Genomic DNA, 15,560 nt, shown 5'->3' with positions numbered 1-15,560 from the left:
AGATGAATCATCCATGAATAGAGCGCTCCCTCTGCTTGGGTTATTGCTGCCGTTGCTGGCACAGGCGGTCACGCCTGATGAAGCCATGCTGCAGCAAGCTGTCCATGAGGGACGGGTTCGGCCCTTCCATGAAATGATGGAGGTGGCGGCCAGATTGCCGGTGCGGGTGTTGCGGGTGGATCTGGGGGAAGAGGATGGTATCTGGCTCTATGAACTGCGAGTCATCGATCGGGAGAACAGCGTGATCAAGGTAGCCTATCGGGCCGACAACCTTGAGCTGGTGTGGGCCAAGGGCCACCATCTGGAGCGGTTGTTCGAACCGCCAAAGCCCCCGGTCGAGGATGATGAATAACCCCTGTGTGGAAGCCTGTTCATGCGAATTCTGATTGTTGAAGACGAAAAAATTCTGGCTGGCCAGCTGGCCGAACAGCTGCGCCTCTCCGGCTTTGTCACCGACCTCTGCCACGATGGCAACGAGGCCGGTTTCCTCGGCGAGACCGAACCCTACGACGCCATCATTCTCGACCTCGGCCTGCCGGGGCGCGATGGCCTGAGCGTGCTGAAAGAGTGGCGCAGCAAGGGGATCGATACCCCTGTGCTGGTGCTGACCGCCCGTGGTCAGCTGCACGAGAAGATCGAGGGGCTCAACGCCGGTGCCGATGACTACCTCACCAAGCCGTTCCAGGTGGCCGAGCTGGTAGCGCGGGTCCATGCGCTGGTGCGCCGGGCGGCAGGCAACGCCAGCTCCATTCTGGAGATCGGCGGGGTGCGGCTCGACATGGCGGCGTCGCAGGTGTGGTACGAAGGGACTCCCATCAAGCTGACTGCCCACGAGTTCCGGGTGCTGGGTTACCTGATGCAGCACAGGGGCAAGGTGGTGTCGCGCAGCGAGCTGATCGACCACATCTACGCTCAGGATTTTGACCGCGACTCCAATACCGTGGAGGTGTTCATCGGCCGGATCCGCAAGAAAACCAACCCCGATCTGATTGAGACAGTGCGCGGCCTCGGGTACCGGATCAACGAATGAGGCTGGTCAGAACCCTGCGGGGGCGACTGGTCGCCATCGCGCTGGTCTGGTGCGGGCTCTTTCTGTTCGCCACCGGTTTCAGTCTGCAGACCATGATGCGCAACTACTGGCAGGAGGCGGAGGCCGACGGCCTTCGCCTGCAGCTCTATGATCTGCTCTCCCGGCTGGAAGTGGCCAAAACCGGCCTGCCAGTGGTCACCGGCTCCCTCTCTGATCCCCGCTTCAATCAACCCTACTCCGGCTACTACTGGCAGCTGGAGCTGGGCCGCGATGTGGTGGGGCGCTCCCGCTCCCTGTGGGATACCAACCTGAAGAGCGACGGCCTCAAGTCGGCGTTTGGCGATCCCGACCTCTTTGTCGGCAAGGGGCCCAACAAGGAGCCGCTGCTGATCATGACCCGTACCGTGCTGCTGCCCGGTTCGGATCGGGTCTTCACTTTGGTGATGGCCAAGGACAGCAGCGCCCTGACCCAGACCCTCAACAAGACCCGCATCAGCCTGTTCCTCGGCCTCGGCTTTGCCGCCGCCGGTCTGGTGCTCGGCTTCATGTTCCAGATCGTCTACGGCTTGCGGCCGCTGCACTTGCTGCGCCGTGAACTGGGGCGAGTTCATGAGGGCCATCAGGAGGGCTTCCGGCTGCGTTATCCGCTGGAGATCCAGCCGCTGGTGGAGGATATCAACCGGCTGCTGCACCACTACGGCGAGCTGCTGCAGCGGGCGCGCTCCCACACCGGCAATCTGGCCCACGCTCTCAAGACGCCGCTCAGCATCATGCGCAATCAGGTGGCTCAATTGCCGCCGGAGGATCAGGCCGCCATCGGCGAGCAGCTCGACCAGATCCAGCGCCATATTGATTACCACCTCGGCAAGGCGCGGGTGACCGGTGCTGCCAAGATCCTCGGGGTCTCGACCCCGGTGCGGGCGCGGGTGGAGTATATCTGCCGTGCCTTCTCCCGCCTCTATCCGGGCAAGACGGTGGACTTGCAGGTGCCCGCCAATCTGGCGGTCGGGGTGGAGGAGCAGGATTTCGACGAGATGGTGGGCAACCTGCTGGAGAACGCCTTCAAGTGGTCTGCCAGCGAGCTGCGCATCTCCAGCGCCGAGCTGGGGGGCTGGATCACCTTGCGTATCGAGGATGACGGCCCCGGCATGAGCGAGGATCAGATCGCCAAGGCGGTGCTGCGCGGGGTACGGCTCGACGAGAAGGTGCCAGGCTCGGGCCTCGGTCTCAACATCGTCTCCGATCTGGCGGAAGCCTATCGGGGCAGTTTCATCATGGGCCGCGCCGAACTGGGCGGTCTGGCCGCCTCCCTCTCGTTGCCCAAGGTGGCAAGAGTCGAGAGCTAGGCATAACATATGGCATTTGTTTTAGCCTGAGGAAGAGAAGCATGACCGACGATCCGTGGGCACTGTGTCACCTTGACGATTCGTTTGATGCCTCTGTGCTGGGGGTCAAGGGCGCCCAGATCCAGTGGTTTGAAGACAGGGATGGCCTGATCGCGTTCCTGCTGGAAGATTTTGTCGACCTGCTGGCCGATGTGGGCGAGCTGGACGAGGAGCAGACCGAGCAGGCGCGCGAGCGCTTCACCCTGCTGGTGGAGCAGAGCTTCGACGATCGCACCCTGATGGATGCCATCAACGATCTCGCCTCTGGCCTGCGTCGCATCGCCTGGTTGGGGCCGCTCTCGGAGCTGGCCGAGATCAGCGACGAGTTTGCCTCCGGACTGCGTCGCTATTTCTGGAGCCAGTACGACGGGGACGAAGATGACCCGGACGCCTGGGTGCCGGAAGAGCTGTGGCCGCAGCTGGTTGAGTGCGCGCAGGAGTATATGGAGGAAGGGGAGTTCTAAACCCATCCCCATGCCTGCGCTTTGGCAGACAGATAAAGAAACGGCGCCTTGATGGCGCCGTTTTTATTGGGTGGCAATCGCCTTAGCCGTTGGCCGGTACCGCGTGGGCGGTGTTGGCCAGTACCGGGCCTGTGTACTTCTCGATCTGCAGCTGGGCCATGTGGCCGCAGTTGCCCTGCGCCAGACTGGACGAGCCCTCGTCGAAGGTGAGGCAGTTGACGTTGCCGTTTTTGCAGATGCTGCCCGCTTCGCCCGGCTTGGCCGGGTCGTACCAGGCCCCTTCACAGATCCGCACCACCCCTTGGCGCACATCTTCGGAGAGCAGGGCGCCCACCAGGATCTGGCCGCGCTCGTTGAAGGCACGCACCAGATCCCCCTGGGCGATGCCGCGAGCCTTGGCATCGGCGGGATGGATCATGATCGCTTCGCGGTCGGCGATGGCGAACTTGTCCCGCAGCGGAGTGTTGTCGAGCTGGGAGTGCAGCCGCTGGGTCGGGTGGGAGGTGTTGAGCGACAGCGGATAGCGCGCCGCCACCTCGCTCTTCACCCACTCCTTGGGCTCATACCACTTGGGATGGCCGGCACAGTCGGCGTAACCCATCCCCGCCACCGTGTTGGAGAAGATCTCGATCTTGCCGGACGGGGTGCCGAGCGGGTTGAGCAGCGGGTTCTCGCGAAAATCGGCGTGACGGATCCACTGGCGGTTGGCCTCGGGGATCGGGAAGCGGATGTAGTTGTTGGACTCCCAGAACATGTTGAACGGCGGCAGCGCCACGCGGGCACCGCGGGCCTGCGCCGCCATGCCGTCGTACATCTGCTTGAGCCACCGCATCTCGTCCTTCCCTTCGGTGTACTGCTCCTGCACACCCAGTTTGGCGGCGATGGCACTGAAGATGTCGAAGTCGTTGCGGGCTTCAAACTGGGGCGGTACGCACTGGTGCATCGGGAACACATAGCGCTGGGAGTAGTCGCCGCCCATCTCCAGATCGTTGCGCTCGTAGCTGGTGGTGACCGGCAGCACGATGTCGGCGTGCTTGGCGGTGGCCGTCCAGTAGGGCTCGTGAACGATCACGGTCTGCGGCTTGCGCCACGCTTGCAGCAGGTTGTTGGTGTCCTGATGGTGGTGGAAGGGGTTGCCGCCCGCCACGTAGACCAGCTTGATGTCCGGATAGGTCACCTTGCGGCCGTTGAAGTCGATGGTCTTGCCCGGGTTGGCGAGACAGTCGGCGATGCGCGCCACCGGGATTGGGGCCGGGCTGTTCTTCGGTGCGTTGCCGGCGGAGATACCCGCCAGAATGCCGCCCTTGGCGGTGGGGCTGCCACCGGAGGAGTAGTGGTAGCTGAAGCCGTAGCCGCCGCCCGGCAGGCCGATCTGACCCAGCATGGAGGCCAGAGTGACCAGCATCCAGTTCGGCTGTTCGCCGTGCTGCTGACGCTGCATGCCCCAGCCGGCCATGATCATGGTGCGCTTGGTGGCCATGTCGAGAGCCAGCTGGCGGATCACCTTGGCATCGACACCGCAGACGGTGCTCGCCCATTCGGCGCTCTTCGGTTGGCCGTCATCCTTGCCGAGCAGATAGTCCAGAAACTTGTCGAAGCCGACGGTGTAGCGATCGAGGAAGGCCTGATCGTGCTTCTTCTCGCTGTAGAGGGTGTGAGCCACACCCAGCATCATGGCCACATCGGTGTAGGCGTTCGGGGCAATCCACTCGGCACCGACCAGCTTGGCGGTCTCGTTGTAGATGGGGTCGATGCTGATGACGCGGGTGCCCTTCTCTTTCAGCGCCATGAAACCGGCCTGACCTTCGTGATCCGGTATGTTCCAGCTGTTCTTCAGGGTCACCTGGGCGTTGACCCCCCACAGCACCACCAGTTCGGCGTTCTCCACCACATTGGGCCAGGCGGTCTGCTGCTCGTACACCTCGATGGAGCCCATCACGTGGGACATGATCACCTGAGCCGCACCGGTGGAGTAGTCGCCGGCATAACCGGTGAAGCCGCCGGAGAGGTTCATCAGGCGGTGCAGCAGGGTACGGCTGTTGTGGAACATGCCGACGCTTTTCCAGCCGTAGGAGCCGGCGTGGATCGCCTGCGGGCCGAAGTCACTCTGAACCCGCTGGATCTCACCGGCCACCAGTTCGATCGCCTTGTCCCAGCTCACTCGCACCCACTCGTCGGCACCGCGCAGCTCGGGTTTGGCGCCCGGGCCGTGCTCCAGCCAACTCTTGCGTACCATGGGGTATTTGATGCGGTTCTTGGCGTGCACCTGGAACGGCGCCATGTCGATGAGATCGTTTGGCGCCGGATCATCGGCCACCGGCTGAACGCGCACCATGCGGCCATCTTCGACGATCGCCTCGAAAGCACCCCAGTGGGCGCCGGTCAGAATACCCTTCTGGGCGGGCACCAGGGTCGGGAACTGACTCAATGCGGTGCTGATGGCTTGCGCCAGCGCACTCTTGGGAAAAATGCCGCCGAGCAGGGGCAGGGCTGCGCAGGCGCCGAGCCCCTTGAGCAGGTTGCGGCGGGACAGATTGGTCTTCTTGTCATTGAAAAAAGTCATAACGGTTTTCCTCTGTGCCAGCCTTAGTGGGCCGCGCTCATGTCACTGGCGTGTTTCTGGACATACTGGGTCAACATGCGAGCCTGTTCCGGGGTCAGGGAGGTACGAGACTCCATCCCCTTGATGACGCCGATCCACTGGTTGGCGTTGAAGTGATCCAGCGCGGTGAGGCCGTGGCAGCCGGTACAGTTGTTGGACATCAGGGTGGAGGCGTATTGCCACAGCTTGCCCTGATCGCCGATAAGCTGGCTCTGGTCGACCCAGGCGGTCAGCTTGACCTGATGCCAGGTGAGGTTGGTGGCGCTGTCGGTTTCGCTCTGGCCGGTGACCAGCGCTTTCTTGGCGGCATCGCCGACCAGTACGCTGAGGATCCGTTTGCCCGGTGCGGCGTAGAACACTTCGCTCACACCATCCTGTTGCCAGCCTTCGATCTGCACTTTGGCGCGGCCGTTTTCGTTGGCCAGCACTTCCACCTTGGTGGAAGGCATCAGGGTGCCTTCGTCGGTCTTGGCGGCAGCATCGAGGAACAGCGGGGTGGTGGCGATGGCGTAACGGGTGGTGACGTTGGCTGGGGTCTGGGCCGCAGCCTGCGCCAGCTCGCTGGCACCGGCGGCAGCCAGGCCGCTCATGTCAGGCATGATGTGGGCGACACCGCGGTGGCAGTCGATACAGGTCTGGCCTTCCTTGATGGCGACCGGGTGCTCGGCACGGGCATTGGGGCGCTGTGCCAGAATGTCCATCGCCTCGTAGCTGTGGCAGCTGCGGCAGGTGGCGGAGTCGTTGGCTTTCAGCTCGTCCCAGACGGACTGAGCCATCCGCAGCTTGTGGGCTTCATACTTTTCCGGGGTATCCAGCGTGCCGATCGCCTCGTGATAGATATCCTTCACGGCGCGGATCTTGGTCCACAGGTAGGAGGTGGGGTCGCCCGGGATGTGGCAGTCGGCGCACTCGGCGCGGATCCCCTTGGTGTTCTGGAAGTGGACACTGCCCTGATACTCGGCGAGCGGAGTCTGCATGGAGTGGCAGGAGACGCAGAATTCGGTGGAGCTGGTCTTGTGCAGCACGGTCACGGTGACACCCAGTGCCGCGACACCCAGCAGGGCCCCGAGCAGCAGGAGCCAGAACCAGGTTTTTCTTATCAGTTTTCCAATCATGGCGGCGTTTTCCTACGGTCAATAATTACCTACATAGTACTAGTCCAATAGTAGTAGTAATGATAGGGATAAGGCGTTGACCTCCATCATGGTTTATATTTTTGATTGTTGTCACATTTTGTCTTTTGTTTTGTTATTGACATAATTGTCGAATTAAATTCAATTGTTTTCTGTTTTATCTATTTGTGCACTTTCCGCGACAGCTGTTAGCCCCCTCGCAAAACCCCACAAGATTCGCTGATATAGTGAGCAGTGAGCCTCAACGGAGTGTCGCTGATGAGCCCTTTCTCACTGCTGTGTGTCGCCGCCAACGTGCAACTGCTGGCCGAATTCGAACAGGAGTTGGCTCCGCTGCTCGGCCATTTCGCGTTGGTGGTGGTGGTCGGTCAGGGGTCGGCTGAGCCGGCCTTGGACGAGTTGGATCGCAAGGGGCAGCCACCCGCCGTGGTGGTGTGTGACAGCGAGCTGGGGGATGGGCGAGGGGCCGATTTTCTGATCCGCCTTGGCAGCCGTCACGAGGCGTGCCGCAAGATCCTGCTCGGCAGCCAGCCGGAGATGAAATCGATCATCGAGGCGGTCAATCTCGGTCGTCTCGACTACTACCTGCAACGCCCCTGGCGTGATGGCAGCCTGCGCCGGGCGGTGATCGAGCAGGCGAGCCACTTTGTATTGCAGCGCCCCGAGGCGGACCTGCTGAGCTATGCCGCCGTGCTCGACAACCAGAAGCTGCTGCGAGCCCACGTCGATCGCCAGTTGGCTGCCTATCGGCAGGGCTTTATGGATTACACCCACTGCAGCGATGAAGAACTCTCCCGGGTGGTGATCGACGGCCTCTACCAGTTTTTCGAGGGCAATGACGAGGAGCGGGTCTGCCGCCACTACAGCCCGGGCCATGTGCTGACCCGCGAGGGGGAGCCCAACAGCTTCCTCTGGTTTATCGCCAAGGGGGAGGTGGTGCTGCGCAAGCGGGACGAGCAGGGGATTGATCAGGAGGTGGTGCACTACCGTACCGGCTCGCTGGTGGGGGGCATGTCATTTGTGACCGGCGAACCCGCCTTCACCACCGGCGTGACTCTGACCGGTGCCGAGGTGATCAAGCTCGACAAGCTGCAATTCTCCCGGGTGATGCAGGCGCGTAGCGAACTGCTCCCCTCCTTTACCAACCTGCTGCTGCGCCACTTCAATCGCCGTCTGCAAAACAGCATCCGCACCGAGATGCGGCTGCAACAGACCCTCAACTCCCTCGACGCCGCTCACGCCCAGCTGGTGGAGAGCGAAAAGATGGCGATGCTGGGTCAGCTGGTGGCCGGTGTCGCCCACGAGCTGAACAACCCGGTGGCAGCCATTATCCGTGGCAGCGAGACCTTGCGGGCCGCCATCCCCGATCTGGTCAATCTCGAACTACCTGCCTCCATCAAGGGGCTGGGCAACCAGACCCTCTGTCAGGCGCTCTCTTCCCAGCCGGTCTCGACCAGCGAGATCCGTGACAAGACCCGGCAGGCGGAGGGGCGCTTTGGCGATCGTCAGCAGGCGCGGCTGGCGGTGCAGATGAATCTGGATGACGAGCTGAACTGGCAGCGCTGGTTTGCCAGCCGCACCGCCGCTGAGCGGGAGGCGCTGCTCTCCCGGCTGGAGCTGTTCCAGCAGACCGGCAGCTTCCTGCGCAATATCGAGGTGTGCGCCCGCCGCATCGGCGATCTGGTCAAGAGCCTCAAGCAGTATGCCCGGCAGGATCGGGCCGAGCCCTCGCTGGTGGACCTGCACGAGGGGCTGGAAGATACCTTGATGATTTTCGAAAACCGCCTCAAGCATCATGAGCTCTGCAAGGAGTACCAGCCGTTGCCGCTGGTGCGCTGTCACCCTATCGCCCTGCAACAGGTGTGGACCAACCTGATCGCCAACAGTCTGGATGCCATGAGCGGCTCGGGGCGACTCACCATTCGCACCGGGTTGCAGGATCCCGAGTGGGTCATGGTGGAGATAGAGGATAGCGGTTGCGGCATCGAGCCCGAGCTGTGGCAGCGGATCTTCGATCTCAACTTCACCACCAAGCGGGAGGGCCATTTCGGCCTCGGTATCGGTCTGAGCGTTTCGCTGCAGATAGTGCAACAGCACCACGGCCGGATCGAGGTGGCCTCCGAACCTGGCCGTTACACCCGGATGCGGGTCTGTCTGCCGCTGGACGGCATGGGGCAGGCCGGTTACGGGGGCGAACCTGATCACAACAAGGAGCATGCGGCCTGAGCCGTCGCCAGCATCAATCGCGCGGCGTGCCAAACCATGTCGCCAAGGAGGAGCAATGAACAAACACTATCTGATCCTGTGTGTGGACGATGAGCGGGAGGTGCTGGATGCGGTGATCCATGATCTCGCCCCGTTCCGTTCCCACTTCGAGCTGGAAGCCGCCGAGAGCGTTGATGAGGCGCGTGCGGTGGTGGAGGAGTGGGAGCGCGACGGCAACAAGCTGGCGCTGATCCTCTGTGACCACATCATGCCGGGAACCCTGGGGGTAGATTTTCTGGTGGAGCTGAACCGGCGTGCCACCACCCGCGCCAGCCGCAAATTGCTGCTGACCGGACAAGCGGGGCTGGAGGCCACCGTCGAAGCGGTCAATCGCGGGGGGTTGCACTACTACCTTGCCAAGCCGTGGAAGCTGGAGACCTTGCAAGAGGCGGTGCGCGAACAGCTGACCGACTACCTGCTGGCGGAAGATGGCGAAAATGCCTTCCACTACGCGCCGCTGCTCAATCAGGCGCGGCTGTTTGCCGCCATCCACGATCACCCGTTCGACGAGTAGGGGGCAGTTGGGCTTTCGCGGCGGCGGTTGTATACTGTCTGCATATACAGTATTGCAGGTAGCCACCGATGCGACTCTTTATCGCCGAGAAGCCCACGCTGGGCCGCGCCATTGCCGATGCCCTGCCCAAGCCCCACAAGAAGGGCGACGGTTTTATCGAAACAGCCCAGGGGGATGTGGTCACCTGGTGCATCGGCCATCTGCTGGAGCAGGCCGAGCCCGATGCCTATGACGCCGCCTTCAAGCAGTGGCGGATGGAGCATCTCCCCATCATCCCCGCCCAGTGGCAGCTGGTGGCCAAGCCCAAGACCAAAACCCAGCTCACCGTCATCAAGCGGCTGATCAAGCAGGCGGACTGCGTGGTCAACGCCGGTGACCCGGATCGGGAAGGGCAGTTGCTGGTGGATGAGGTGATCGACTTTCTCGGCTACCCGAAAACCAAGCCGGTGCAGCGCTGCCTCATCAGCGATCTCAACCCGCCCGCGGTGCGCCGCGCCCTCGACAAACTGCGGGATAACAAGGAGTTCGTGCCGCTGGCGGTTTCCGCACTGGCCCGCAGTCGGGCCGACTGGCTCTACGGCATCAACATGACCCGCGCCTATACCCTGCTCGGGCGCAAGGCCGGTTGCAGCGAGCTGCTCTCGGTTGGCCGGGTGCAGACCCCGCTGCTGGGGCTGGTGGTGCGGCGGGATCTCGAGATCGAGGCCTTCGTGCCCAAACCCTTCTACGAGGTGCTGGCCCATCTGTTGACCGATAGCAACGAGCGTTTCACCGCCAAGTGGCTGCCATCGGAAGCCTGTCTGCCATGGCAGGATGAGGAGGGGCGGGTGCTCAACCGGGCGCTGGCCGACAAGGTGGTGAGCCGGATCAACGGCCAGCCCGCTCAGGTCGAATCGGTGGAGGAGCAGGCCCGCAAGCAGGCGGCGCCGCTGCCCTACAACCTCTCCAGCCTGCAGATCGATGCCGCCAAGCGCTTCGGCATGGATGCCAAGCGGGTGCTCGACATTTGCCAAAGCCTCTACGAGCGTCACAAGCTCATCACCTATCCGCGCTCCGACAGCCGCTATCTGCCGACCGACCATTTCAAGCGGGCCGAGCAGGTGCGCGGTGCCATCGCCGCCACAGCGCCTGTGCTGGCCAAGGCGGTGAGCGAGGCAGACGGCAAGATCCGCAGCAAGGCGTGGAACGATAGCAAGGTGGATGCCCACCACGCCATCATCCCCACCGAGAAGCAGGGCAACCCCGCCACGCTGGGGGCCGACGAGGCGAAGCTCTATGGCCTGATTGCCCGCCAGTATCTGCTGCAGTTCTATCCCCCGTTCGAATACAACGACAGCAAGGTGCTGCTGCGCATCGCCGGTGGTCTGTTTCAGGCCAAGGCTCGGCGCATTCTCAAAGCGGGCTGGAAGGCGCTGCTCGGGGTAGAAGAGGATGACGACGAAGAGAAGGCGGGCACGCTACCTGCGCTGAAGGAGGGTGAGCAGTTGCTCTGCGAGCGGGGCGAGCTGCAGGAAAAGATGACCCAGCCGCCCAAGTCATTCACCGATGCCACCCTGCTGGCGGCCATGACCGGAATCGCCCGTTATGTGCAGGATCCCGAGATCCGCAAGACCCTGCGCGATACCGACGGTCTCGGCACAGAAGCGACCAGGGCGGGCATTATCGATCTGCTGTTCAAGCGCCGCTTTCTGGTGCGCCAGGGCAAGAGCATCAAGGCGACCCCGACCGGGCGGGCGCTGGTGCAGGCGTTGCCAGCCACCGCCACCACGCCGGATATGACGGCGCTATGGGAGCAGAGCCTAGGCCAGATCGCCGAGCGTCACGGCAGCTACCAGCAGTTTATGGGGCCGCTCACCGAGCAGCTCTACGGCCTGATCGAGGGGGCGCGGCAGGACTCTGGCGCCAGCTTCAGCGCCCTGCCCAAGGAGGCGCCGGGTGCCGGCAAGCGGCGTTTTACCAAGCGAAAGAGTCCGGCGGCCAGCACGACTGGCGGGCCCCGACCGCGCAAGACGGCCAGCAAGCGCCAGACCAGGGCTGCATAACGAAAAAAGGCGCCCATCCCGGGCGCCAAAGGCATTGTTGTCAGGCTGCCTGAGTGGACAAGCTGGCACGGATCCTGTGCTGGTAGTGCAGAACCACACCGAGAAACACCAGGTCCTTGAACAGGAAGAACTCGGTGACTGGCACGCCGTCAACCATCTTCCAGACACCTGTCAGAGTCAGCAGGAAGCTCAGCGTCGCCAAGAAGGTGACGATAGCCCCCATGCTGCACCAGTAACCGATGCGAGGTTGCCACAGACCCACGACCAGTCCGATGGCGATCACTATCTCGACCACCCCGATCAGGTTCGATACGCTCTGTTCCGACAGGGGGCCATAGAGCCAGCTCATCAAGGGGTGGCTGGCTACCAGTGGTTTGATGGCGGCTGCCTCTGTCGGGGTAAACTTGAAGACGCCGATCCAGAGCAGGGTCAATACCACGCCCGCCAGGGCGACCAGAAAGCCTTTGTCATGTTGCTGCATGGGGGGGGGCCTTGTTTAAGGGGTCAGAGTGACGGGCGGGAAGTCGATCTCGGTCGCCGCCAGGTGGTTGCCATAGTTGGTCAGGGTATTGACCACCACCTGGCCGAGCACCTCCAGCAGCAGCTCGTCATCTACGCCTGCGGCACGGGCGCTAGCAAGCTGCTCGTCACTGATCACCCCGCGCTGACTGACCAGCGCTGTTGCCAGTTGCAGCAGGGCGTGATCAAGGGGAGCCGAGGCCTGGCCGAGTCGGGCAGCCCGGATCTCCTGGGCCGAGAATCCGGCCTTGCCCGCGAGCAGTGTGTGGGCAGACAAACAGTATTGGCAGGCGTTGGCTTGACCTATGGCCAGTGCCAGCAACTCCCGTTGTGGGGCAGTGAGACGCCCCTTGCCAAGCGCCTCGGCAAAGCCCAGGAAGCCATTGAGCAGGGCTGGCGAGTGGGCCAGGGTGGCGTAGAGGTTGGGCACCATGCCCAGATTGCGTTGCAGGGTGGCCAGGGTCTGGGCAGCTGCGGGTTGCGGTTGGGATACGGGTTGGATACGGCTCATGATCTTCTCCTGTGGTAGTGAAGGTACGGGAGACAGTGTGCCGTCATTCGTGATACGGTTTATCACTCATCGTCTGCAATTAAATACTATTCGTCTCAAATATGGATCCGCTCTCTGCCCTGTTGGTTCATGCCTCCCCCGAAGCCAAGATCTTCTTCGCCGGCAACCTGTGCCAGAACTCCTCCAGTGATGATTACCCGAGTGGCGGACATCTTCATCTGCTGCGCAGTGGCGCCGTCATGTTGCGTGAAGAGGGGGGCGCCAGCTTGCTGCTCGAGGAGCCGACCCTGATCCTGTTCCCTCGGGGACGTCCCCACAAGCTTGAACCCAGAACGCTGGGGGGTTGTGATTTGGTGTGCGCCAATGTCGCATTCGGCAAGGGGGGCGCATCGCCGTTGCAACTGGCATTACCGGGCTCGCTGGTGCTGCCGCTACGTGAGTTGCCTGCCCTGACGCCGGTGCTGAACCAGTTGTTTGACGAGGCATTTCACCCCCGCTACGGGCAGGATCCTCTGATCTCCCGCTTGCTGGAGGTACTGTTGATCCTGCTGCTGCGTCATCTGGTCGAGCAAGGGGTGTGTCAGCAGGGGATGCTGGCAGGCATTTCCGATCCCCAGTTGGCCAAGGCGATCTCGGTGATGCATCAGCGTGGGGATGAACCCTGGACGGTGGCCACGCTGGCGCGGGAGGCCGGCATGTCGCGGGCCCGCTTTGCCGCGAGGTTTCAGGAGCGGGTTGGTCAAGCGCCGCTGGGTTATCTGACCCACTGGCGCATGGCGCTAGCGTGCCAGCAACTGCTGGCGGGGGAGCCCATGGTGCAGGTGGCGTTGGGGGCGGGGTACAGCAGCAGTGTTGCCTTTGGTCGGGCATTCGAGCGGGAGCTGGGGGTGAGCCCGGGGCGCTGGCTCAAGGCGCAGCAACAAGCCGAATAAAAAAATGGGGCAGCCAGTGGCTGCCCCGTGTTCATGGCTGGTCAGCCGGTATAGACGTTCTCTTCCGGATAACGGATGCGGGTCTCGACCGGGCGGGCCAGCATAAAGGCCAGGGTGAGGGGGCCGAGACGGCCGCAGATCATCACAAGCACCAGGATCAGCTTGCCCGGCTCGCTCAGGGAGGCGGTGATGCCGGTGGAGAGGCCGACGGTGGCAAATGCCGAGATGGTCTCGAACATGATTTTGTCGAACGGCAGATCCTCGGTCACCATCAGCAGGAACATCGCCAGCATCAGCACCATGGTGCTGACGATAATGATGGCCAGCGAGCGGGTCACGATCTGGGGCGACAGGGTGCGGCCAAAAGCGGTGACATGGGGCCGTTTGGTCAGAAACGCCTTGGTCGCCAGTAGCACCACGGCGAAGGTGGTGACTTTGATACCGCCACCGGTGGAGGTGGCACCGGCACCGATAAACATCAGCATCATCAGGAACAGCAACGCCGCCGGGGTCATCAGCCCGATATCTATGGTATTGAAACCGGCGGTACGGGCACTGGCAGACTGGAAGAAGGCAGCCAGCAGCTGGCCACCGATACCGGCCTTGCCGAGGGTGCCCGGGTTGTTGTGTTCCAGCAGCCAGAACATCAGGGTACCGGCCAGCAGCAGCGCCGGGGTCATCAGCAACATCAGCTTGCTGTGCAGCTTCAGCTTGCGCCAGCGGCGGTTGCGCACCAGATCGACGATGACGGTAAAGCCGATCCCCCCCAGGATCAGCAGACCGGCGATGGTCAGGCTGATGATGGGGTCGTCCCTATAGTCCATCAGGTTGTTGGCAAACAGCGAAAACCCGGCGTTGTTGAAGGCCGATACTGCGTGGAAGAAGCTGACATAGAGGCCGTGCACCCACCCCATCTCGGGCACCCAGCGGATCGCCATGATGCCGGTGCCGATCAGCTGGGCAATAAAGGCGAACAGCACGATCCGTTTGACCAGCTGAATGATGTTGACCGAGCCTTCCTGTCCCAGCGCCTCCTTGGCCAGCACCTGTTGGCGCAGACCGACCCGCTTGCTGAAGATGGCGATCAGCAGCAGGGTCATGGTCATCTGGCCCAGACCGCCGATCTCCATCAGCATCAACAGAAAAATCTGCCCCTGCAGGGTGAAGGCGGTGCCTGTATCCACCACGCCAAGACCTGTCACGCTGATGGCCGAGGTGGCGGTAAACAGGGCGTTGACGAAGGTAACCTCGCCATTGTGGCTGGAGGGTTGCACCAGAAAGATGGTGCCAATCAGCAGAATGATCAGAAAGCTGCCGAGGATCAGCCGGGCTTCGCTCCAGCGAGAGTCCTGCTCCCGATGGAGGGCGAAGGCGTAGCTGCTGCGCCAGTTGATCATAGGGTTTCGAGCCAGTGGTCGATGGCGTGCTTGTTGCCCGCCAGGATCAGGATGTCGCCCAGTTGCAGCTCCATCTTGCCGGTCAGCACGTTGTGCAGCACATCACCGCGCTTGATGGCGAGCAGCTGGAAATCGCTCTGTTGCAGCAGGTGGAAGTCGCCCAGTTCCCGGCCGTTCTGTTGCAGGCCGATCACGAACTCGGTCAGCACCATGTCGTGGCCCAGCTCCAGATAGTCGAACAGCCGGTTGTCCAGCATGCTCTGGGCGACCCGGCGGCCCATGTCCCACTCCGGGTTGATCACCTTGTCGGCGCCCACTTTCTGCAGGATCTTGGCGTGGAACTTGTCGCGCGCCTTGACCCACACCTTTTTCACACCCGCCTCTTTCAAGACGAGGGTGGTGAGGATGCTGGTCTCCAGGTTGTCACCGATGGCAACGAAGACGATATCGAAATTGGCCAGTCCCAGCTCGGCCACGGTGGCCTCATCGGTGGCATCCGCCACGATAACGTGATTGCAGAGGGCGGCGATTTGCCGGGTCTTGCTCTCGTCGATATCGATGGCCAGTACTTCGGCATCTTGCCGTTGCAGCTCTTCGCACAGCGCGCTGCCAAACAGGCCCAGGCCGATGACGGCAAACTGGTTGTTCATGAGTTATTCCTCAGCAGTTGAAGTCGCCTACTCTAAACCACTGCTATTCCCCCGAAAAGGGCTCGGGTTTTTCGTCATGGGGCAACTTGAGGTAGACTGCGCCCTTGCACCAAGCC

At 62.4% G+C, this 15,560-nt stretch carries 14 protein-coding genes; 8 read left to right on the top strand and 6 right to left on the bottom strand.

Features of this window, described 5'->3' with window-relative positions; all coding sequences use genetic code 11:
• The first annotated feature begins 13 nt into the window (after positions 1-13).
• Genes ACB035_RS11965 through ACB035_RS11950 form a run of 4 tightly spaced genes read left to right on the top strand, consistent with a single transcriptional unit; the run spans position 14 to position 2,879 of the window.
• Positions 14-352 (top strand): PepSY domain-containing protein, encoded by a 339-nt coding sequence (locus ACB035_RS11965; RefSeq protein WP_005339825.1) that lies wholly within the window; start codon positions 14-16, stop codon positions 350-352.
• 21 nt (positions 353-373) lie between these two features.
• Positions 374-1,030, top strand: coding sequence for a response regulator transcription factor (locus ACB035_RS11960; protein ID WP_005339826.1), 657 nt, complete (start codon positions 374-376; stop codon positions 1,028-1,030).
• Complete coding sequence (locus ACB035_RS11955; protein WP_005339828.1) at positions 1,027-2,376, top strand: sensor histidine kinase; 1,350 nt, start codon at positions 1,027-1,029, stop codon at positions 2,374-2,376. The genes ACB035_RS11960 and ACB035_RS11955 overlap by 4 nt, the downstream gene beginning before the upstream one ends.
• A gap of 41 nt (positions 2,377-2,417) precedes the next feature.
• A complete protein-coding gene (locus ACB035_RS11950) occupies positions 2,418-2,879 on the top strand; it encodes a hypothetical protein (RefSeq protein WP_005339830.1) in 462 nt (153 codons plus the stop codon).
• Positions 2,880-2,961: 82 nt separating this feature from the next.
• On the opposite strand, the gene torA is transcribed toward ACB035_RS11950, so the two are convergent.
• Positions 2,962-5,442 carry a trimethylamine-N-oxide reductase TorA gene (gene torA, locus ACB035_RS11945; RefSeq protein WP_371167351.1) on the bottom strand — a complete coding sequence of 827 codons (2,481 nt, stop codon included), beginning with the start codon at positions 5,440-5,442 and terminating at the stop codon, positions 2,962-2,964.
• A gap of 23 nt (positions 5,443-5,465) precedes the next feature.
• Positions 5,466-6,596, bottom strand: coding sequence for a NapC/NirT family cytochrome c (locus ACB035_RS11940; RefSeq protein ID WP_005339847.1), 1,131 nt, complete (start codon positions 6,594-6,596; stop codon positions 5,466-5,468).
• A 276-nt stretch (positions 6,597-6,872) separates the two neighbouring features.
• On the opposite strand from ACB035_RS11940, the gene ACB035_RS11935 reads away from it, so the two are divergent.
• The 3 genes from ACB035_RS11935 to ACB035_RS11925 all read left to right on the top strand — a co-directional run bounded on the left by ACB035_RS11935 (position 6,873) and on the right by ACB035_RS11925 (position 11,435).
• Entirely contained in the window at positions 6,873-8,840 is a 1,968-nt protein-coding gene (locus ACB035_RS11935) for an ATP-binding protein (protein ID WP_371167350.1), read from the top strand.
• Between the two features lie 55 nt (positions 8,841-8,895).
• Positions 8,896-9,393, top strand: coding sequence for a response regulator (locus ACB035_RS11930; RefSeq protein WP_042054822.1), 498 nt, complete (start codon positions 8,896-8,898; stop codon positions 9,391-9,393).
• A 68-nt stretch (positions 9,394-9,461) separates the two neighbouring features.
• On the top strand, positions 9,462-11,435 hold the full coding sequence (locus ACB035_RS11925; RefSeq protein WP_371167349.1) for a DNA topoisomerase III: 1,974 nt from the start codon (positions 9,462-9,464) through the stop codon (positions 11,433-11,435).
• 40 nt (positions 11,436-11,475) lie between these two features.
• Here the strand turns inward: ACB035_RS11925 and ACB035_RS11920 are convergent, their stop codons facing one another.
• Both ACB035_RS11920 and ACB035_RS11915 read right to left on the bottom strand, forming a co-directional pair.
• Entirely contained in the window at positions 11,476-11,916 is a 441-nt protein-coding gene (locus ACB035_RS11920) for a DUF417 family protein (RefSeq protein ID WP_005357613.1), read from the bottom strand.
• A gap of 15 nt (positions 11,917-11,931) precedes the next feature.
• Positions 11,932-12,465: a carboxymuconolactone decarboxylase family protein gene (locus ACB035_RS11915; protein WP_236301802.1), complete on the bottom strand. Its 534-nt coding sequence runs from the start codon at positions 12,463-12,465 to the stop codon at positions 11,932-11,934.
• Between the two features lie 101 nt (positions 12,466-12,566).
• On the opposite strand from ACB035_RS11915, the gene ACB035_RS11910 reads away from it, so the two are divergent.
• Positions 12,567-13,397: a cupin domain-containing protein gene (locus ACB035_RS11910; protein ID WP_368177411.1), complete on the top strand. Its 831-nt coding sequence runs from the start codon at positions 12,567-12,569 to the stop codon at positions 13,395-13,397.
• Positions 13,398-13,438: 41 nt separating this feature from the next.
• On the opposite strand, the gene ACB035_RS11905 is transcribed toward ACB035_RS11910, so the two are convergent.
• Both ACB035_RS11905 and ACB035_RS11900 read right to left on the bottom strand, forming a co-directional pair.
• Entirely contained in the window at positions 13,439-14,794 is a 1,356-nt protein-coding gene (locus ACB035_RS11905) for a TrkH family potassium uptake protein (RefSeq protein ID WP_005356363.1), read from the bottom strand.
• Positions 14,791-15,444 carry a TrkA family potassium uptake protein gene (locus ACB035_RS11900; RefSeq protein ID WP_005339863.1) on the bottom strand — a complete coding sequence of 218 codons (654 nt, stop codon included), beginning with the start codon at positions 15,442-15,444 and terminating at the stop codon, positions 14,791-14,793. The genes ACB035_RS11905 and ACB035_RS11900 overlap by 4 nt, the downstream gene beginning before the upstream one ends.
• Between the last annotated feature and the right edge of the window lie 116 nt (positions 15,445-15,560).

The organism is Aeromonas sp. S12(2024) (genome assembly GCF_041402305.1).
In the GTDB taxonomy this organism is placed as follows: Bacteria; Pseudomonadota; Gammaproteobacteria; order Enterobacterales; family Aeromonadaceae; genus Aeromonas; species Aeromonas veronii.
Note: the sequence above shows the minus strand (reverse complement) of the source record. Positions and strands in the feature narration are given on the sequence as shown.

Excerpts from the sequence above, each read along its gene's own strand:
- ACB035_RS11920 (WP_005357613.1), bottom strand. The coding sequence starts at position 11,916 with ATGCAGCAACATGACAAAGGCTTTCTGGTCGCCCTGGCGGGCGTGGTA.
- ACB035_RS11960 (WP_005339826.1), top strand. The coding sequence starts at position 374 with ATGCGAATTCTGATTGTTGAAGACGAAAAAATTCTGGCTGGCCAGCTG.
- ACB035_RS11955 (WP_005339828.1), top strand. The coding sequence starts at position 1,027 with ATGAGGCTGGTCAGAACCCTGCGGGGGCGACTGGTCGCCATCGCGCTG.
- ACB035_RS11905 (WP_005356363.1), bottom strand. The coding sequence starts at position 14,794 with ATGATCAACTGGCGCAGCAGCTACGCCTTCGCCCTCCATCGGGAGCAG.
- ACB035_RS11940 (WP_005339847.1), bottom strand. The coding sequence starts at position 6,596 with ATGATTGGAAAACTGATAAGAAAAACCTGGTTCTGGCTCCTGCTGCTC.
- torA (WP_371167351.1), bottom strand. The coding sequence starts at position 5,442 with ATGACTTTTTTCAATGACAAGAAGACCAATCTGTCCCGCCGCAACCTG.
- ACB035_RS11930 (WP_042054822.1), top strand. The coding sequence starts at position 8,896 with ATGAACAAACACTATCTGATCCTGTGTGTGGACGATGAGCGGGAGGTG.
- ACB035_RS11925 (WP_371167349.1), top strand. The coding sequence starts at position 9,462 with ATGCGACTCTTTATCGCCGAGAAGCCCACGCTGGGCCGCGCCATTGCC.
- ACB035_RS11950 (WP_005339830.1), top strand. The coding sequence starts at position 2,418 with ATGACCGACGATCCGTGGGCACTGTGTCACCTTGACGATTCGTTTGAT.
- ACB035_RS11915 (WP_236301802.1), bottom strand. The coding sequence starts at position 12,465 with ATGAGCCGTATCCAACCCGTATCCCAACCGCAACCCGCAGCTGCCCAG.
- ACB035_RS11965 (WP_005339825.1), top strand. The coding sequence starts at position 14 with ATGAATAGAGCGCTCCCTCTGCTTGGGTTATTGCTGCCGTTGCTGGCA.
- ACB035_RS11910 (WP_368177411.1), top strand. The coding sequence starts at position 12,567 with ATGGATCCGCTCTCTGCCCTGTTGGTTCATGCCTCCCCCGAAGCCAAG.
- ACB035_RS11935 (WP_371167350.1), top strand. The coding sequence starts at position 6,873 with ATGAGCCCTTTCTCACTGCTGTGTGTCGCCGCCAACGTGCAACTGCTG.
- ACB035_RS11900 (WP_005339863.1), bottom strand. The coding sequence starts at position 15,444 with ATGAACAACCAGTTTGCCGTCATCGGCCTGGGCCTGTTTGGCAGCGCG.